Source organism: Streptomyces sp. NPDC104371, assembly GCF_055583785.1.
The window spans coordinates 1-17,723 of record NZ_JBVJNF010000017.1; the positions used below are offsets into that span (position 1 = coordinate 1).

15 protein-coding genes and 2 pseudogenes are annotated in these 17,723 nt (G+C 69.5%); 12 read left to right on the forward strand and 5 right to left on the reverse strand.

Annotated elements, in window-relative coordinates:
* Positions 1-91: 91 nt before the first annotated feature.
* The gene (locus ACZ60T_RS32455) at positions 92-532 is read right to left on the reverse strand and encodes a transposase (RefSeq protein WP_469669258.1); all 441 of its coding nucleotides are present in this window, start codon (positions 530-532) and stop codon (positions 92-94) included.
* Between the two features lie 338 nt (positions 533-870).
* Positions 871-1,515 (reverse strand): annotated as a pseudogene (locus tag ACZ60T_RS32460) (hypothetical protein); the annotation flags it as partial.
* Between the two features lie 270 nt (positions 1,516-1,785).
* On the opposite strand from ACZ60T_RS32460, the gene ACZ60T_RS32465 reads away from it, so the two are divergent.
* From ACZ60T_RS32465 to ACZ60T_RS32510, 10 genes are all read left to right on the forward strand, one after another.
* Positions 1,786-2,808, forward strand: a complete 1,023-nt coding sequence (locus tag ACZ60T_RS32465) for a LacI family DNA-binding transcriptional regulator (RefSeq protein ID WP_469669218.1) — start codon at positions 1,786-1,788, stop codon at positions 2,806-2,808.
* Positions 2,809-2,813: 5 nt separating this feature from the next.
* Positions 2,814-4,409: an FAD-dependent oxidoreductase gene (locus tag ACZ60T_RS32470; RefSeq protein WP_469669259.1), complete on the forward strand. Its 1,596-nt coding sequence runs from the start codon at positions 2,814-2,816 to the stop codon at positions 4,407-4,409.
* Between the two features lie 321 nt (positions 4,410-4,730).
* The gene (locus ACZ60T_RS32475) at positions 4,731-6,014 is read left to right on the forward strand and encodes an ABC transporter substrate-binding protein (protein WP_469669219.1); all 1,284 of its coding nucleotides are present in this window, start codon (positions 4,731-4,733) and stop codon (positions 6,012-6,014) included.
* A 2-nt stretch (positions 6,015-6,016) separates the two neighbouring features.
* Positions 6,017-6,979, forward strand: a complete 963-nt coding sequence (locus ACZ60T_RS32480; protein ID WP_365634324.1) for a carbohydrate ABC transporter permease — start codon at positions 6,017-6,019, stop codon at positions 6,977-6,979.
* Positions 6,969-7,808 (forward strand): carbohydrate ABC transporter permease, encoded by an 840-nt coding sequence (locus tag ACZ60T_RS32485; protein WP_469669220.1) that lies wholly within the window; start codon positions 6,969-6,971, stop codon positions 7,806-7,808. The genes ACZ60T_RS32480 and ACZ60T_RS32485 overlap by 11 nt, the downstream gene beginning before the upstream one ends.
* Positions 7,805-8,782: an ROK family protein gene (locus ACZ60T_RS32490; RefSeq protein ID WP_469669221.1), complete on the forward strand. Its 978-nt coding sequence runs from the start codon at positions 7,805-7,807 to the stop codon at positions 8,780-8,782. The genes ACZ60T_RS32485 and ACZ60T_RS32490 overlap by 4 nt, the downstream gene beginning before the upstream one ends.
* The gene (locus ACZ60T_RS32495; RefSeq protein ID WP_469669222.1) at positions 8,779-9,477 is read left to right on the forward strand and encodes an N-acetylmannosamine-6-phosphate 2-epimerase; all 699 of its coding nucleotides are present in this window, start codon (positions 8,779-8,781) and stop codon (positions 9,475-9,477) included. Before ACZ60T_RS32490 ends, ACZ60T_RS32495 begins: the two co-directional genes overlap by 4 nt.
* The gene (locus ACZ60T_RS32500) at positions 9,477-11,120 is read left to right on the forward strand and encodes a DUF4127 family protein (RefSeq protein WP_469669223.1); all 1,644 of its coding nucleotides are present in this window, start codon (positions 9,477-9,479) and stop codon (positions 11,118-11,120) included. Before ACZ60T_RS32495 ends, ACZ60T_RS32500 begins: the two co-directional genes overlap by 1 nt.
* 14 nt (positions 11,121-11,134) lie before the next feature.
* Positions 11,135-12,718, forward strand: a complete 1,584-nt coding sequence (locus ACZ60T_RS32505; protein WP_469669224.1) for a beta-N-acetylhexosaminidase — start codon at positions 11,135-11,137, stop codon at positions 12,716-12,718.
* A gap of 20 nt (positions 12,719-12,738) precedes the next feature.
* On the forward strand, positions 12,739-12,897 hold the full coding sequence (locus ACZ60T_RS32510; RefSeq protein ID WP_469669225.1) for a hypothetical protein: 159 nt from the start codon (positions 12,739-12,741) through the stop codon (positions 12,895-12,897).
* Between the two features lie 512 nt (positions 12,898-13,409).
* Here the strand turns inward: ACZ60T_RS32510 and ACZ60T_RS32515 are convergent.
* Positions 13,410-14,804, reverse strand: a complete 1,395-nt coding sequence (locus tag ACZ60T_RS32515; protein WP_469669260.1) for an MFS transporter — start codon at positions 14,802-14,804, stop codon at positions 13,410-13,412.
* Between the two features lie 153 nt (positions 14,805-14,957).
* On the opposite strand from ACZ60T_RS32515, the gene ACZ60T_RS32520 reads away from it, so the two are divergent.
* Positions 14,958-15,350, forward strand: a complete 393-nt coding sequence (locus ACZ60T_RS32520; RefSeq protein WP_469669226.1) for a winged helix-turn-helix transcriptional regulator — start codon at positions 14,958-14,960, stop codon at positions 15,348-15,350.
* A 124-nt stretch (positions 15,351-15,474) separates the two neighbouring features.
* Here the strand turns inward: ACZ60T_RS32520 and ACZ60T_RS32525 are convergent, their stop codons facing one another.
* Complete coding sequence (locus tag ACZ60T_RS32525; protein ID WP_469669227.1) at positions 15,475-15,954, reverse strand: HIT family protein; 480 nt, start codon at positions 15,952-15,954, stop codon at positions 15,475-15,477.
* A gap of 153 nt (positions 15,955-16,107) precedes the next feature.
* Between ACZ60T_RS32525 and ACZ60T_RS32530 the strand changes: the two genes are divergently transcribed.
* A complete protein-coding gene (locus ACZ60T_RS32530) occupies positions 16,108-17,301 on the forward strand; it encodes a serpin family protein (protein WP_469669228.1) in 1,194 nt (397 codons plus the stop codon).
* A gap of 62 nt (positions 17,302-17,363) precedes the next feature.
* On the opposite strand, the pseudogene ACZ60T_RS32535 reads toward ACZ60T_RS32530, so the two are convergent.
* Positions 17,364-17,633, reverse strand: a pseudogene (locus ACZ60T_RS32535) (transposase family protein); the annotation flags it as partial.
* Between the last annotated feature and the right edge of the window lie 90 nt (positions 17,634-17,723).

The window sequence follows — 17,723 nt, forward strand, 5'->3', positions numbered from 1 at the left end:
GGGAGCGACGCGACGACATCCACGAAGCCTTCCTCGGCCTCGCGACCTGCCTGATCACCTACCGCCACGTCCGACGCCTTTGTTAGGACCTCTAATGGGCAGGCCGGAGAGCTGCAAGATGGGATGTGCGGGCCCGGGCTTTTGGGGTGTCGGTCCACCATGCATTGAGGCGGTGGAAGTTCATCGCGGTCGCGGTGAGTTGGTGTTGCAGCCGGGCCTTGGGCAGGCCGTGATACCGGCATCGCCGCAGGCCGAAGGCTCGTACTCCCTGGGAGATCGTGCCTTCGACATCGGCCCGGTGTGCGTACTGCTCCTTCCACTCCGGGGTGTCTTTCTGGGCCCGTGCCTGCTGGATCACCTCCTGCTCCGCCTGCGGGCGGAGGGTGATCCGGCGGCCCATGTCCGACTTGTTGTTGGAACGGGTGCACTGCTCTCGCGCCTTGCAGGGCCGGCAGGCAGCCGTCGGGAACCGTGCCCGGACCCCTGCCGCCCCGTACTGGGAGCGGTCTTCCCGCCAGTTGCTGGTGGTGATGGCAGGTCACCTGCTGGCTGTCCCAGTCGATGGTGAAGTCGGCCTGCGAGAAGCCGCCGCCGTCCTTGGTCTGCCAGCTGGTCGACGCAAGGATCGGCCCCACCAGGCCAACACCGTGGTCCCGGCGGGCGGTGACCACTTCGCGGGCCGTCGCGTAGCCCGCGTCGACCAGGTGCCGGTCTGGCAGCAGGGCGCGCTCAGCGAGATGAGCGTGGATCGGGGCGACCAGCCGCACGTCCTGGACGGTGGAGTCGGTGGTGGCGACGTGCGTGATCAAGTTCGGGCGGTCCGGCTCGCAGGTCTCGGTGAGGTGCAAACAGTGCGGCAGAGAGCGTCGCCTCGGATATGTCCTTTTCAAGGTCGGCCAGGGCGATCTCAGAGTTCAACGCGCTGACGATTGTGTCGGTCAGCGGACGCGAGTCAAAGACATGACGAACGGCCTCCAAGTCGACCGGAGCCTCGTGGTAGTCCTCGGCCCACCGCTGAAACGCCTCCGCCGAGCGGTCCACCAGCAACTGGAACAAGTACCCGGCGCCGTCCGGGTCTCCCACCATGTCCGCGGGAAAGTCGATCACCCCGGTCTTCCATGCATCGTCCTCCGGCCGTCTCCACATGCACGTCGTGACGACCGGCATCCCGTCCTCGTCAGAGAAGGCAGGTTCCTCGACACACGACTGGAAGACGCTGGGAACTTCATCGAGTACACCGGGCCATGGCCCGTCTGCCGCATAGGGACTCATAGGCGATTCGTGAGCGAATCCGCGGACATAGGCGCCAGCTGCTGAGAAGACGATCGAGTACTCGTCACCCGACCCGTTGCGCATCGAGGCCATCGACTCTGTCTCAGACCAACGGACATCGAAGGAGTAGTAGCGATCGGCCCAGTCAGGACTGAGGACTGCCTCCACCATGGCCATGGAGCGACAGTGATCTCGGAGGACAGCTATCTCGGGGAGCTGTCGAGCAATGTCATGAACGGTCACGCGCACATCCAATCGCACGCCTCTGACACTCGGGAGTCCCTGCCTGCAGTCTGTTTCATGAGACACCGAAACGGTGGAGAACAGGTCATGCATCGGCTCGTTTCCGCGGGCGTGCTGCCGCGCGCCCCGTCGATGTACCGGCTTCAAGATCCCCGACAAGGCCCCTCGGGACCGTTGACACTCTGAAACAGCGCGAGTAGCGTCACTGATCAACAGCTCTGATAATACGTATTATCAAGATGGCTTCAGTAGCCTCCGGAGGATCCCCCCGTGTCAAGGATCACGCAGCGTGACATCGCCCGCCTCGCCGGCGTGAGCCAGGCGGTGGTCTCGCTCGTGCTGAACAACAGGACCGATGCAACGACCCGCATCGCCCCCGAGACCCGGCAGCGCGTCCTCGACGTGATCCGGGAGACCGGGTACGCGGCCGACCCGGTGGCCCGCCGGATGGTGCGTCAGCACAACCAGATCCTCGGCGTATTCACCTACGAGTCGGTGTTCCCGAGCACCAGCGCCGACTTCTACTACCCGTTCCTGCGTGGCATCGAGGAGTGCGCCGAGCAGCTCAGGTGCGACCTGTTGCTGTTCACCAGCGCCCCGGTCACCGACGGGCGCCGCAAGGTGTTCCACGAGAACAACCGGCTGCGGATCGCCGACGGCTGCCTCCTGCTCGGCCGGGACATACCGCACGACGAGCTGGCCCGGCTGAACCGCGAGAACTACCCGTTCGTAGCAGTCGGCCGACGCGACGACGCAGGTGGCCCGGTGCCCTGCGTGGGTGCGGACTACGTCGCCGCCACCCGGGAGTTGGTCGACCGGGCCCGGCAGCTCGGGCACCGGGAGTTCGCCTACGTCGGGGCGGGGGAGGGAGCGGAGTCCGCCGACGACCGGATGAACGGGTTCCGCGCCGGTACCCGAGGGACCGGCCGGCACGAGCGGACAGCCGGGCGGTCCGCGGGGGAGACCCTGGACGCGCTGCTCGCTGCCGGGGTGACCTCCGCCGTGGTCGAGGGCCACGACGACGGGGTCGCGCTGATCCGGGCGGCCCGGGAACGCGGCGTCGACGTGCCCGGTGACCTGTCGGTCATGGTGACCGGCGTACCGGCCGAGTCGGCGGACACCGACATCGCGTGCACCGGCTTCCGTATTCCGCGTCGGGAGATGGGCTGGCAGTCGGTGGAACTCCTCGCCGCCCTGCTGAAGGACGAGTCGACCACCACGCTCCAGCGGCTTCTGCCGTGCCACTTCGTCGAGGGGAAGACCCTCGGCGAACCGAGAAGGGACCGTTCTTGACCGAGATACACAGCGATGTGCTGGTGGTCGGCGGAGGGCTGGGCGGCGTCGCCGCCGCGCTCGCCGCGGCCCGCGCCGGCCGGACCGTGGTGCTGACCGAGGAGTTCGACTGGCTCGGCGGGCAGCTCACCAGCCAGGCAGTGCCGCCGGACGAGCACTCCTGGGTGGAGCAGTTCGGCATCACGGCCAGCTACCGAGCCCTGCGCGACGGCATTCGCGACTACTACCGCAGGCACTACCCGCTCACCGAACGGGCCAGGGCCCGCCTCGACCTGAACCCCGGCGGGGGCTGGGTGAGCAAGCTCTGCCACGAACCGCAGGTCGCGCTGGCGGTCATCTCGGCGATGCTCGCACCCCACCGCGCCAGCGGGCGGCTCACCGTCCTCCAACCGTACCGGCCGACCGCCGCCGACACCGACGGCGACCGGGTGACCGCGGTGACCCTGACACACCGCGACACCGGCGAGAAGATCCACGCCACCGCCCCCTACGTGCTGGACGCCACCGAGACCGGCGAACTGCTGCCGCTCACCGGCACCGAGTACGTCACCGGCTTCGAGTCCGCCGCCGACACCGGCGAGCCGAGCGCCCCACAGGTCGCCCAGCCGCTGAACATGCAGGCCGTATCGGTGTGTTTCGCCATGGACCACGTCGACGGCGACCACACCATCGACAAGCCCGCGGACTACGACTTCTGGCGGTCCTACCAGCCCGACGTCTGGGGCGGACCCCTGTTGTCCTGGCAGTACCCGCACCCCAGGACGCTGGAGCTCGTCAAGCACGACTTCAGCCCCAACCCCGGCGACGACCCGCTGGCGGTCAACGCCGACCAGCGGGTCAATCCCGGCAACGCCAACCTGTGGACGTTCCGCCGGATCGCCGCCCGAGGCACCTTCACCGACGGCGCCTACGCCAGTGACATCACCCTGGTCAACTGGCCGATGATCGACTACCTCGAGGGCCCGGTCCTCGACGTCCCCGACGCCGCCGACCACCTGCGCCGGGCCAGGGAGCTGAGCTTCGCCTTCCTGTACTGGATGCAGACCGAGGCGCCCCGCCCGGACGGCGGCACCGGATTCCCGGGACTGCGGCTGCGTGGCGACATCACCGGCGGCACCGACGGCCTGGCCCAGGCCCCGTACATCCGCGAGGCGCGCCGGATCAGGGCCGACTACACCGTCGTCGAGCAGGACCTCTCGCTCGCCGTCCGCGGGGAGCGAGGCGCCGTGCGGTATGACGACTCGGTCGGCCTCGGCATGTACCGGATCGACCTGCACCCCTCGACGGGTGGCGACACCTACATCGACGTCGGCTGCAGCCCGTTCGAGATCCCGCTGGGCGCGCTTCTCCCGCAGAGGGTCGAGAACCTCCTGCCTGCCGGCAAGAACATCGGCACCACCCACATCACCAACGGCGCGTACCGGGTCCACCCGGTCGAGTGGAACATCGGGGAGGCCGCCGGCGCGCTCGCCGCCTTCTGCCTCACTCACGGCACCCGCCCCCGCGCGGTCCGGGAGACCCCCGAGCTGCTCTCGGCCTTCCAGGACCAGCTCACCGCGGCCGGCGTCGAGCTGCGCTGGCCCGACATCACGGGCTACTAGGAGGTGTCTGACACATGCCTGCGGCGTCCCGCACTCATGTGTCAGACATCCCCTAGCCACTCCCGGCAACGTCTGCCCCGTCGCGCCGCCCGTACTTCCCCGGGCTCTCGGCTCCGCTCGAGCAGGGGAGACCGCGTTGCTCGCGGCGTCGGCCGAAAGCCCACGTAGCCCTTCCCGCGCTCTCGACTCCGTTCGAGCAGGGGAGACCCCGCCCGAGGACGCTCCGGCGCCTTGCGATCGCATGCGCCAGGCGCCGCTCCTTCCGGGCAGACCTTGCCGGTCACGGCACCAGACCTCCATGCACCACCGAGGGAGAACACCATGTTGATACGAAGAGGGTTGGCCACGGCCGCCGCTGCGATGTCCGCAACGCTTGTACTGGCCGCGTGCGGTGGAGGCGGCTCGGGGGACGACAGCGGTCCGGTGACCCTGCGGATGACGGTCTGGACGTCCAACAAGCCGCACCTGGAGCTCTTCAACGAGATCGCCGCCGCATACAAGAAGAACCACCCCGAGATCAAGGACATCAAGTTCGACCCGCTGCCGTTCGACACCTACAGCACGGCACTCACCACCCAGATGACCGGCGGCAACGCCCCCGACCTCGCGTGGGTCTTCGAGACGGACGCGGCCGACTTCGTCGGCTCCGGGGCCCTGGTGCCGCTCGACGACACCCTGAAGCAGACCAGCGGTTACCAGTACGACGACCTGCTCCCGAGCACCACCAAGCTCTGGAAGAGCGACGACAAGCTGTACGCGTACCCGTTCTCCACCTCGCCGTTCGGCGTCTTCGTCAACCGCGACCTGCTGAAGAAGGCTCACCAGAAGACGCCGAACGAGCTCGTCAAGGCGGGCAAGTGGGACTGGCCGACCGTGCTCGCCGAGGGCTCCGCGGTGCACCGCTCCACCGGCAAGGCCGGCATGGTGATCCGTGACTTCGAATACAAGGACTGGAGCAACCTGGCCGCCTTCTGGGGCGGCTGGAAGGCCGAGCCCTGGAGCGCCGACGGCAAGACCTGCACCTTCGACAGCAAGCCGATGGTCGACGCGATGACCACCCTGCACAAGGGGATCTTCGAGGACAAGGCGATGCCGGGCCCCGGCGAGAGTTCCGACTTCTTCACCGGCGACGCCGCGATGACCATCACCCAGATCAGCCGGGCGTCGCTGCTGGAGAACGCCAAGTTCGCATGGGACCTGGTGCCGCTGCCGGCCGGGCCGAGCGGCGACTACTCGGTGATCGGCCAGGCAGGCATCGGCGTGGTCAAGCAGGGCGGCCACACCAAGGAGGCCAAGGACTTCCTCGCCTACTTCACCAACCCGCAGAACTCCGCCAAGCTCGCCGCCTACTTCCCGCCGCCCCGGGCGTCCCAGCTCACCGCTGAGAACCTGGCCAAGACCAGCCCGCTGCTGAAGAACGACCAGCTCGACAGCGTGGTCGTCGACGGCGTCAAGAACGGCGTGGTCAAGCCGGGCCACACCGGCCAGGCCGAACTCGCCCAGCGGGTCCGCGCCGGACTGGACCCGCTGTGGCAGCCGAACGCCGACGTCAAGGGCGTTCTCGGCGACCTGTGCGGCAACATCTCCCAGCTGCTGGAGAACTGACCATGTCCGTCTCCCCGCGAACAGCGGTGGCGGACCCTCCCAAGGACGGGTCCGTCCCCGCGGGGCAGCCGACGCGACGTCCGTTCTGGACCCGGCGCCGACGCGACCAGCTCGCCGGTCTCGCGTTCGTCTCCCCCCAACTCCTCGGCAGCGTCGTGTTCGTGCTGCTGCCCATCGCCCTGGTCGTCCGGTTCAGCCTGCACGAGTGGAACGTGCTGGCCGGCGAGTTCCACTACACCGGCGGCGACAACTACACCAAGCTGCTGGACGACGCCAACCTGCCCCAGGTGCTGAAATCCACGGCCCTGTTCTCGGCCGGCCTGGTCGTGCTCAACCTCAGCCTGGCCCTCCTGCTCGCCGTCCTGCTCAACCAGAAGCTGCGCGGGATGACGGTGTTCCGCACGCTGTTCTTCTCTCCCGTCGTGGTGTCGCTGGTCGCCTGGACCATCGTGTGGGGCTTCCTGCTCCAGGCCGACGGCGGCATCAACGGACTGCTGCGCACCGTCGGCGTCGACGGACCCAACTGGCTGCGCGGCGAGGGCTCCGCCATGTTCTCGGTCGTCGTCGTGCAGGTGTTCAAGAACGTCGGTCTGAACATGGTGCTGTTCCTGGCCGCGCTCCAGGGCGTGCCCAGGGAGCTGTACGAGGCGGCACGGGTCGACGGTGCGGGCGCGTGGACCCGGTTCCGGTCCATCACCCTGCCGCTGATCAGCCCGACGATCCTGCTGACGTCGGTGATCACCATCGTGGGCTCGCTCCAGGTGTTCGCGCAGATCGCGGTGCTCACGCAGGGCGGCCCGAAGCTGTCCACCACCGTGCTCGTCTACTACCTCTACCAGCAGGCCTTCCAGTTCCATCACTTCGGCTACGGCGCGACCTTGTCCATCCTGCTGCTGCTGATCGTGCTGGCGCTCACCGTGCTCCAGTGGCAGTTGCGCAAGAGGTGGGTCTTCTATGAATCGTAAAGTCCCGCTGCGCGCCCGAGTCGCCCTGTACGGCCTGCTCTGCGTGCTCGCGATCCCCTTCGTCTTCCCGACCTGGTGGATGGTGACGTCGTCGTTCAAACCCGTCGGCGACATCTTCGCCTACCCGCCGCAGCTCCTGCCGACCAACCCGACGGTCTCGGCCTACCGGGAGGTCTTCGAGGGGCGCCCGTTCGTCCGGCAGTACGTCAACAGCGTCTACATCGCCGCGCTGGTGACGGTGGGGACGATGATCGTGTCCTCGCTCGCCGGGTACGCCTTCGCCCGTATCAGGTTCCGCGGCCAGAACGTGCTGTTCCTGGTGGTGCTGGTGGGCCTGCTCATCCCGAGCGAGGTCACCATCGTCCCGCTCTTCCAGATGTTCAACGACCTCGGCCTGATCAACACCCACTGGCCGCTGATCCTGGTACCGATCTTCGGCGCGCCGAGCGTCCTGGCCACGTTCATCATGCGGCAGTTCTTCATCAGCCTGCCCCATGAACTGGAGGAGGCCGCCCGGATCGACGGCATCGGCTACTTCGGCACGTTCTGGCGGATCGCCCTGCCGCTGGCCAGACCGGCGCTCGGCGCCGTCGGGATCTTCACCTTCCTGCAGAGTTGGAACCTCTACCTGGAACCGGTGGTCTACCTCTCCTCGCCGGAGAAGTTCACCCTGCCGCAGGCACTCACCCAGTACATGGACGCCTACGGCGGGCCCATGTGGAACGTCCAGCTCGCCGCGGCGTCGCTGACCGCGATCCCCGTGCTGGTCGTGTTCGTCGTCGCCCAGAAGCAGTTCATCGAGGGCCTCGCCCATACGGGGCTGAAGTGAACGCCACACTCGGCATCGACATCGGCGGCACCAAAACGCTGGCCGCCCTCGTCGGACCCGACGGCGCCGTGCTCGACCAGGCGCGAGCCGACACCCCGGCCGCGCAGGGCCCGGACGCGGTGCTGCGGACCGCCGCCGACCTGGCCCGGCGCCTCGGCGGCACCGGTCCGGTCGGCGTCGGCGCCGCGGGCGTCATCGACCCGGCCACCGGCGTCGTCCGGTATGCCACCGACTCCCTGCCCGGCTGGGCCGGCACACCGGTGGCGGAGGCGCTGGCCCAGCGCATCGGCCGGCCCGTCGTGGTGGACAACGACGTCAACGCCGCCGCCCTCGGCGAGAGTTGGGCCGGGGCCGCCCGCGGTCACGCGCATGTGCTGCTGGTCGCGGTCGGCACCGGCCTCGGCGGCGGCCTGGTCCGCGGCGGCGCCGTCGACCACGGGGCGCGCGGCGGCGCCGGAGAGATGGCTCATCTTCCGGCGCCGGACGCCGACGAGCTGACCTGCGGCTGCGGGCGCACCGGGCACCTGGAGGGCGTGGCCTCCGGCACCGGGCTCGCCCGCGCCTACCGGCTGCGCACCGGGGCGGACGTCACCGGCCGTGAGGTCGCCGCCCGCTGCTCCGCCGGTGACGCAGCCGCCGCGGAGGTTCTCGCCACCGCCGGACACGCCCTCGGCCGGACGCTGGCCGGCCTGGTGGCGCTGCTCGACCCGCAGACGGTGGTGCTGGCCGGCGGTGCGGGCAGAGCCCTGCTGCCGCACACCCGCCGTGCCTACGCCGCCGAACGGCTGCCCCTCCACGCCGACGTGACGCTGGTTCCGGCCGCGCTCGGTGCCGCAGCGGTCGCCGTCGGCGCGGCCAGGGCGGCGATGACCCGGCGGTCCACGCGCCCGTCGGCCGATCCCGAGCCGGTCGATCCCAGCGGCCGGCCCCGGTCGGTCACCTTCCCGTACACCACCGAGACGGAGCCCCAGTGAACGTTCTCGACACCCTCCGCGGCGGCCTGGTGGTCTCCTGCCAGCCGCTGCCGGACGAACCCGCCGACCCGATGCGCGACGCATCCGTGCAGGCGAGGGTCGCCGCCGCCGCGGTCCTCGGCGGCGCGGCCGGCATCCGCGCCAACGCCCCCGACCACATCGCCGCCGTGCGGGCGGCGGTGGACGTGCCGGTCATCGGTCTGTGGAAGGACGGCCCCGGCCCGGTGACGATCACACCGACCAGCAGGCACGCCCGAGCCGTTGCGCAGGCGGGGGCGCACCTGGTCGCCATCGACGCCACCGACCGGCCGCGGCCCACGCCGTTCCAGGCCGTCGTCGCCGCCGTGCACGCCGTCGGCGCCCTCGTCCTGGCGGACGTGTCCACCGAGGCGGAGGGACACGCCGCCGTCGACGCAGGCGCCGACGCCGTCGCCACCACGCTCTCCGGCTACACCCCGCACTCCCCGAAGACCCCGGGGCCCGACCTCGGCCTGCTGGAACGCCTGGCCACGCGGCTGGCCGTGCCGGTCTTCGCCGAGGGCCGCTACCGCACCCCGGACGACCTGCGACGCGCCTATGCCGCCGGGGCACACGCCGTGGTGGTGGGCAACGCCATCACCTCACCCCTGTACCTGACCAGGGAGCTGGTCCGGACAGTTCACGCGCACGCCGACGCGAACGGAGAGCACCCCTGATGAGAAGACGCGCAGTCCTCACCGCCGGAGCGGCCGTCCTGGCCGCCCCGTTGCTGGGCCTCACCCCGCAGGCCGCCACCGCGGCCCCACGTCCGAGCCGCCGGATCGCCCTCGTTCCTCTCGACGACCGGCCTGTCAACGTCTACTGCCCGACCATGACCGCCGCCGTCGCCGGTGTCGACCTCGTACTGCCGCCGCGCAAGGCGCTCGGCCGGTTCTTCCAGCCCGGGGACGGCGCGGCCGTCGCCCGCTGGCTGGGCTCGGTCGGTGCCGACGCGTACGTGATCTCGGTGAGCATGCTCGCCTACGGCGGCCTGATCGCCTCACGCACCGGCACGCCCACCCTCGAGTCGGCGCGGGCCAACGTCGCGGCGATCCAGGCGCTGCGGGCCGCCCGGCCCGACGCGCAGATCGTGGTCCACGACACCATCCAGCGCCTCGCGCTGACTCCCGGCGATCCCGACCTCGAACAGTACGTGGCTCCGCTGGTCGAGTGGGCCAAGCTGTACGACCAGGTGGAGAACCTCGGCCAGGAAGAGCTGCGGCCCCGGCTCGAGGCTGTCCGGGCCACCATCCCGGACGCGGTGGTCGACGACTACCTGACGGCGCGGGCCCGCAACCATCAGGTCAACCGTCAGATGGTCGAGTGGGTCGCCGACGGCACCATCAGCCATCTGGTGCTCTCCGAGGACGACACTGCCCCGGTGGGCCTGGCCCGAGCCGAACGCGTCGAGCTCGAGCAGTTGGTCGAGCAGTTGGGGGTCGGTCGGCGGGTCGAGATCTTCCCCGGCGCGGACGAGGTGGACGCGCTGCTGGTCGCCCGGCTGATCGCCGCAGGGACCGCGCCCGCCTACCGGGTGGAGTACGCCGGGATCTCCGGCGAGCAGTGGACGGCGGACCTGGAGGGCATCCCGTTCGCGGAGAACATCCGCCGACACGTGAAGTCCGTCGGCGGCACCGTCGTCAACGGCCGTGCCGACCTGGTGCTCATGGTCAACACCCCTTCGGCGAGCGGGAGTCAGCGGGCGGCCGACCTCGCCGCTTTCGCACGCCGGGCTGCCGCACTGACGGCGGCCGGGGAGTCGGTCGTCGTGGTGGACCCGGTCTTCGTCAACCGCGCCGACCACGACCTGGTGGCCGAGTTGGAACAGCGGGTCGACCTGGCCGCGCTGCTGTCGTACTCCGGCTGGAACACCGGTGGCAACGCCCTTGGTCTGGCACTGGCCCATGCCACCGCCCGCTGGGCGTTCCTGCACCGCTCGACCAGCGGACTGGGGATACCGGCGCTGACCGGGCCGGGCCGGGCGCACGCGGAGTACCTGCTCTACCGGTTCGTCAAGGACGACCCCTGGAAGAACGTCATCCAGAAGGCCGCCTACGCGGAGGCCACGTCCAAGGGGTGGAACCCCATGAACCTGACGGCTGAGCAGAAAGCGTTCTTCGACGGCTGGGTCCAGGACCGCCTCGCCCCGGTGACCCGCCAGTACTTCACCGACCACTTCGCCGGCCACCACCTCCTCCTCGGCCGCCGCGGCGCGACCACCCGCACCGCCAAGCTCGCCGACGTCACCGGCATCCGCATCGAACTGCCCTGGGACCGCCTCTTCGAGGTGACCCTCGAGCCCCACCTCACCCTGGCCTGAGAGGAGAATGAACGATGCAGCACAGCCCCCGTCGCCGCAGCATCCTTCTCGCCGGTGCCGTCGGCCTCGCCGGTGCCGCCCACCTCACCTCCACCGCCGCCGCGGCCCCCGCCCGCACCGCCCCCGTCACGCCGCCCGCGCCCGCGCTCATCCCCAAGCCCCGCTCGCTGCGGATGACCGGCGGCCGGCCGTTCGAGATCACCGCCGACACCGCCGTCGTGGTGCGCCACCGGGCCCGCGAGGCCCGCCGCACTGCCGAGTACCTGGCCGCCTGGCTGCGCCGGGCCACCGGTCATGCCGTCCCGGTGGTCACCTCCGGTGCCGCCCCGCAGGCCATCACCCTGGCCGACGACGACGAGACCCCCTCTGCCGAGGGATACCGCCTCGACGTCACCCACGGCGGCGTCCACCTGCGTGCCGCCGAGCCGGCCGGCCTCTTCCACGCGACGCAGACCCTGCGCCAGTTGCTTCCCGCCGCGGCGGAATCCGCCACCCCGCACGCCGGTCCGTGGACCATCTCCCCGCTGCACATCGACGACGCCCCGAGGTTCCCCTGGCGCGGGGCCATGCTCGACGTGGCCCGGCACTTCTTCACCGCCGACGAGGTGAAGCGCTACATCGACATCCTCGCTCTGTACAAGATCAACCGCCTTCACCTGCACCTCAGTGACAGCCAGGGCTGGCGCCTGGAGATCAAGAGCTGGCCCCGCCTGGCCACCTACGGCGGCTCCACCGAGGTCGGCGGCGGCCCCGGCGGCTACTTCACCCAACGGGAGTACGCCGACATCGTCCGCCACGCCGCGGAGCGCCACATCATGGTGATCCCCGAGATCGACATGCCCGCCCACGTCAACGCGGCCCAGGCCAGCTATGCCGAACTCACCTGCGACGGCGTAGCACCGCCGCTCTACACAGGCGAGACAGGCATCCCCAACTCGCTGTGCATCGACAAGGACCTCACCTACCGGTTCATCGGCGACGTCCTCGGCGAACTCGCCGACCTCACCCCCGGCCCCTACCTGCACATCGGCGGCGACGAGGCGCTGGTGACCAAGCCCGAGGACTACCGTTTCTTCATCGGCCGCGCCCAGCAGACCGTGCACGGCCTCGGCAAGCGGATGGTCGGCTGGGAGGAGGTCGGCCTCGCCGACATCGCTCCCAGCACCGTCGTCCAGTTCTGGGCCGACGCCGCGAAGGCACAGGGCGCGCTGGCACAGGGCGCCAAGCTCGTCCTCTCGCCCAGCAAGAAGGCGTACTTCGACATGAAGTACGACGCCGACACGCCCTACGGGCACGACTGGGCCGGCTACACCGACGTCCAGGACGGCTACACCTGGGACCCGGCCACCTACATCCCCGGCGTCGCCGAGAGCCAGGTGCACGGCGCCGAGTCCGCGCTGTGGACGGAGCGGGTGGCAACGTTCGAGGAGGTGCAGTACATGACGCTGCCGCGGCTGCCCGGCCTCGCGGAGATCGGATGGTCGCCGGTCGGCGGGCGGGACTGGGAGGAATACCGGGTACGGCTTGCCACGCACGCGCCGCGGTGGTCCCGGCTCGGGTGGCGATACCACCGATCGGTGGAGGTGCCGTGGGGGTGACCAGGTGACCAGGTGACCAGGTGACCCAGGGATCGCTACTGGACGTCGCCGCGGCCACTGCCTTCCTTCTCACCGAACACATCAACCGCCTCACCGACGCCCCGCGCTTCGCCACCCGCATGGTCTCGCAGCCCCTCTCGGACGTCCCCGCGCGCACCTCCTACGCGCAAGACAACTGACCCAACGCTGCGGGGAGGGTGGGCAGTCGGGGCGTCGGGCGTGGTGTGAGCCGAGGCGGAACGGATCGCGGGGCCATGTGGCCCGGTGACGGCCTGGCCCGGGACGCTCCTGCCACGGCTGTGTCGACCTCGCTCATCTAGGCCGGCGTCGATCTCGATCTTCCCCGCCTGTACCGGGCCCGCGCCCTGTCTGAGTCTCTGCTTCAGGCCGCCGGGCGCTGCAAGCGCGACGGCCGTGATGTGGTGACGGCGGCGAGATCTCGTTCGAGACCGTTGACTTCGAGACCGTTGGCGAAGGCGTGGAGACCGGGCAGGCCGTCGGCGCGGACCGCTTTGATCCACTGCGGGAGCCGGTCGCCCTGGAGTCCGGATGGGGTACGAGCGAGTCGCGGACACGACCTGCTCGGCGACACCCCTCACGGATAGGGGCGGTGATCAACGAGGGCACGACAGCCACCTGTCCTCCTGCAAGCACGGAAATCTTCCCGGCCCGGGGCGGCGTCGCAGTCTGGTCAGTGAGCGGCGTTCTCGGTGACTGGCATCTCGTCGACCGCTGGACGTCGCGCTGGGGCGGGGGATCGCAGCAGGGCTGCGGCGAGGAGGAGAGAGACGGCGACGAGGCACGCGCCGATGCGGAAGGCGAGCTGGTAACCGCCTGTGAGTGCCGAGGCGGTGCTGACCCCGTCACCCAGCAGCGCATCGGTGTGCGCGTTGGCGAGCGTGCTGAGGACCGCGAGGCCGAAGGCGGCGCCGATCTGCTGCATGGTGTTGAACATGCCGGAGGCGGTCCCCGAGTCCTCGGGTGTGGCCGCCGACATCGCGAGTGTGGCCAGAGCCGGCATCGCGAGGCCAAAACCGATGCCGAGCGGCAGCAGCGCGGGCAGGACATCCACGGCATAGCTTCCGTCGGCCGGTATGCGGCCGAGCGCGGCGAGACCTGCCGCAATCAGCGTGAGTCCTGGAAGGAGTACGGCGCGGGAACCAAAGCGCGCGATGATCTTGGGCGAGTGACCGAGGGACAGCGCACCGATCGCGACCGAGACCGGGAAGATGCCGAGGCCGGTGTGTATCTCGTCGAAGCCGAGCACCTTCTGCAGGTAGAGGACGCACAGGAACTGGAAGCTGAACATCCCGGCGACCATGAGGGCCTGGATGCCCATCGCTCCCGAGACGTCGCGTGAGCGGAACACACGCAGCGGCAGCAGCGGATAGGTCGCCTTCGCCTGGCGGGCGACGAACGCCACAAGCAGAGCCAGTGCCACGGCGCCGAAGCTCAGCGTGTGTGCCGAGGCCCAGCCGTAGTCGGTGGTCTCGACGATCGTGTAGGCGCCGAGCATCAGCGCGGAGGTGACCAGTAGTGCGCCCAGCACGTCGGTCCCCTTGCCGAGGCCGACACCCTGCTCGGACGCGAGCACGCGACAAGTCGTCAACACGGCCACGATGCCGATCGGGACGTTGACGAAGAAGATCCAGTGCCAGCTGATGGTCTGTGTCAAGGCGCCGCCGGCGAGGAGGCCCATCGAGCCCCCGGCGGACTGGACGAAACTGTAGACGCCGATGGCCTTGGCCCGCTCTTTCGGCTGCGGGAACAGGGTCACGACCATGCCGAGCGTGACCGCTGAGGTCACCGCGCCGCCGACGCCCTGGACGAACCGGGAGGCGAGCAGCATCGCCGGGCCCTGGGACACACCGCACAGCAGCGAGGCAGCAGTGAAGATGCCCAGGCCCGCGATGAAGACGCGCTTGCGCCCGATGAGGTCGCCGAGCCGTCCGGCAAGCAGCAGCAGGCCGCCGAAGGGAACCAGGTAGGCGTTGACCACCCAGGCCAGGCTGGACGAGGAGAACCCGAGGCTGTGCTGGATGGACGGCAGTGCCACACTCACGATGGTCCCGTCGAGGATGACCATCAACTGCCCGGCACAGAGCACGGCCAGTGCCGACCAACGTGATGTATCTGCTGATGAGTTGGTTCTCCGCACGGGAACCCCTTCCAATGGTGCACGACTTGTTACAGCGGCCATACTCTGTAACCATGACGCGCAGCGGAAGGAGGCACTTTCATGTCCCGCAGTCACACCGATGTGTCCGACCAGGTCAGCAACGAGGCATGCCCGATCACCGAGGTCCTCGACCACGTCGCGGGCAAGTGGAGCATCGGAATCCTCGTCGCCGCAGCACACGGACCAGTCCGGTTCACCGAGTTGGAACGCACCATCACAGGCATCAGCCGACGCATGCTCACCCTGAACCTGCGCAAGCTGGAACGCGACGGCTTGCTCGTTCGGACCGTCTACCCCACGGTGCCGCCCAAGGTGGAATACAGCCTCACACCCATGGCCCGCGAACTCCACGCAACCCTCAGCGGGCTCGTCGGCTGGGCAGAACGCCATCGAGCCGACATCACCACTGCCCGCGCCGTCTATGACGCCGCCACCGCAGCAGCCGCTACCTGACGCTTACGCAAGATCTGGAGGCGTCTGAACGATCGCCTACTGGCGGACGCTCTAACTGCCCCGTGCGCTTCTGACGGCGCGTAACTCTGTACTTCAGGCGGTACGCCGACGCGGGCCTACGCCATCAGGCCGTCGAGCGCAGCCGGTCCAGTTCGCTGCCGATCGCGTCCCGCAGCTCGTCGTGTTGGGGGCCGAGCTTGAATCTCTCGTCATTCCACCGCTCGCGCGGATACAGCCATACCGGTTTGCCCACCAGCTCGGCCGGCTCCCACTCGAACCGCGGCCAGACGTGGGCGTGCAAGAAGGGGTCCGTGTTGCCGAGGATCTCCAGGTTGACGCGGCGGAAGTCGGAGTCCAGCCGTCGGCAGGCCCGTTCAACCGCTTCTCCGAGTTGGTCCATGTCGGACAGAAATGACAGCCGCTTGGTCCTGGGCAGGTCAGACAGCCGTTGAACATCCGGGTCGTCCGTGAGGAGGACTGAGTACCCGGGCAGAAACTGAACGTCGCCGATCACCGCGAAGCCCGACTCAAGCCGCCGCAGCACGGTCGGGTTCTCGCCCCGCAGGGCGGCTCCGATCCGGTCCATCCGCCAGTCACCGGTCATCGCTTGAGCCTACCCGCAGGCGATCAAGACCTGATCTTCGCTCCCCACCCTCCCCACCGAGGATTTCTCAGTGACCGCGACGTTCAATTCGCTCGCCAGTCGGCACGTCCGGCTCTACTCTCGCGAGGATCCGGGAGCAGCGAAAGGGCAAGTATGGCCAGTCACGGCACAGTCGAAGCCATCAACGGACTGACCGCACGTTGGGCCGCGACTCTGCCCCAGAAGGGCACGGTTCTCGCCGCAGCCGGGGTGTGGCCGTTGCTCGGTTTCCTCGCCGACGGAGCCGCAGGTCCCGCCCGGCAGGAACTCTCGGATGCACTCGGCATTCCGGCGCACGGCGCCGCAACGGCAGCCCGAGACCTGCTCTCCACGCTCGGAGCGACGCGTGGCCTGAGCACGGCCCTGGGACTGTGGACCCGTGGCGCCCTGCCCGTCGAACCGGCCTGGCTGGACCAACTGCCCGCCGACGTGCACGGGCAGCTCACCGGCGCCCCCGACAACGACCAGTTGCACCTCGACGCCTGGGCGGCCAAGTGCACGGACGGGCAGATCGACGCGATGCCGGTCACGGTGAACGATGGGACTCTGCTGGTGCTGGCCAGCGCCCTGACCCTCCGCACCGACTGGATCCGGCCCTTCACCTCAGGCGGTATGGAAGCCGCGGCAGGGCCCTGGCGGGACAGGGACCTGGCCGGCCTGCACCGAACCACCGGTCTCCTGAACCGAGTCGGCATCGCGGACACGGCAACCGGCCCCCTCACCGAACTCCAAGTCATCGGCACCCACGGCATCGACGTCCACCTGTACCTCGGAACACCTGAGGCAACGGCAGGCCAGGTACTGACTGCCGCCGTGGGCACACTCCACAACCGCCGGGCCATGGTCCCCGGCGATCACCTCCCCTACGGCACCCCGGGCCCCGGGCTGTGCGTGACTCGCGTCCCCAGTGTCGACGGCGAACCCACGCTCCACGTGTCCACCGTGCCGTTCACCATCACAGCCCGGCACGACCTGCTCGACCCCCCCGACCTGTTCGGCCTGCGCACGGCGACGGACGCCTCAAGAGGCCACTTTCCCGGCATCAGCGCCAAGCCACTTGCCGTCCAGGCCGCCGCACAGGCGATGACGGCGACGTTCGGCGCGCGCGGCTTCCGCTCCGCGGCCGTCACCGCCTTTGGTGCGGTGGCCGGTGGCGTCCCGCGCTACCCCTTCCGGGCCCGCGAGATCGGCGCCTGCTTCGACCGACCGTTCGGGTTTCTCGCCCTGCACCGCACCTCCCGACTCGTCCTCAACGCGGGCTGGGTCACCGACCCCGACACCTTCGAGGAAGCCTCCTGGGACTGGTGAGCGCCCCATCAGAGGCAGGGCCGCAGGGAGCTCGGCCAGGCACTGAGAATGTGCAGTAAAGATCATTTCCAATGGCCGTCGAGGACGAGGGCGGCGCGGGCGATGTCGCCGATCCGGCTCGGGCTGAGTGTGACGTGCTTGAGCGCACGCCAACGTTCCTTCAGTTCGGCGGCGGTCCGCTCGCCAAGTGCACGCAGGTCTCTGATCAGCATGTTCTTGGTGCGGGTATCGGCGTGAAGTGCCCGTTCGGATTTGCCCTTCGGGCGGCGGACCGGGATGCGGATGCCGATGCCCGCACCGAGGTAGCCCTTGTCTGCCAGGGTGCATGCCCCAGGGCGCGTATCGGGTTGTGATCGATCGGTGAGGTACGGCCTCGTGGGAGCTGATCTGGTAGATCATCTTGCGTCGCGCGGCGGGGCCGC

Coding starts and splice junctions, on each gene's coding strand:
- ACZ60T_RS32485 (WP_469669220.1), top strand. CDS start 6,969: ATGAATCGTAAAGTCCCGCTGCGCGCCCGAGTCGCCCTGTACGGCCTG.
- ACZ60T_RS32500 (WP_469669223.1), top strand. CDS start 9,477: ATGAGAAGACGCGCAGTCCTCACCGCCGGAGCGGCCGTCCTGGCCGCC.
- ACZ60T_RS32515 (WP_469669260.1), bottom strand. CDS start 14,804: ATGGTCATCCTCGACGGGACCATCGTGAGTGTGGCACTGCCGTCCATC.
- ACZ60T_RS32475 (WP_469669219.1), top strand. CDS start 4,731: ATGTTGATACGAAGAGGGTTGGCCACGGCCGCCGCTGCGATGTCCGCA.
- ACZ60T_RS32520 (WP_469669226.1), top strand. CDS start 14,958: ATGTCCCGCAGTCACACCGATGTGTCCGACCAGGTCAGCAACGAGGCA.
- ACZ60T_RS32480 (WP_365634324.1), top strand. CDS start 6,017: ATGTCCGTCTCCCCGCGAACAGCGGTGGCGGACCCTCCCAAGGACGGG.
- ACZ60T_RS32525 (WP_469669227.1), bottom strand. CDS start 15,954: ATGACCGGTGACTGGCGGATGGACCGGATCGGAGCCGCCCTGCGGGGC.
- ACZ60T_RS32505 (WP_469669224.1), top strand. CDS start 11,135: ATGCAGCACAGCCCCCGTCGCCGCAGCATCCTTCTCGCCGGTGCCGTC.
- ACZ60T_RS32530 (WP_469669228.1), top strand. CDS start 16,108: ATGGCCAGTCACGGCACAGTCGAAGCCATCAACGGACTGACCGCACGT.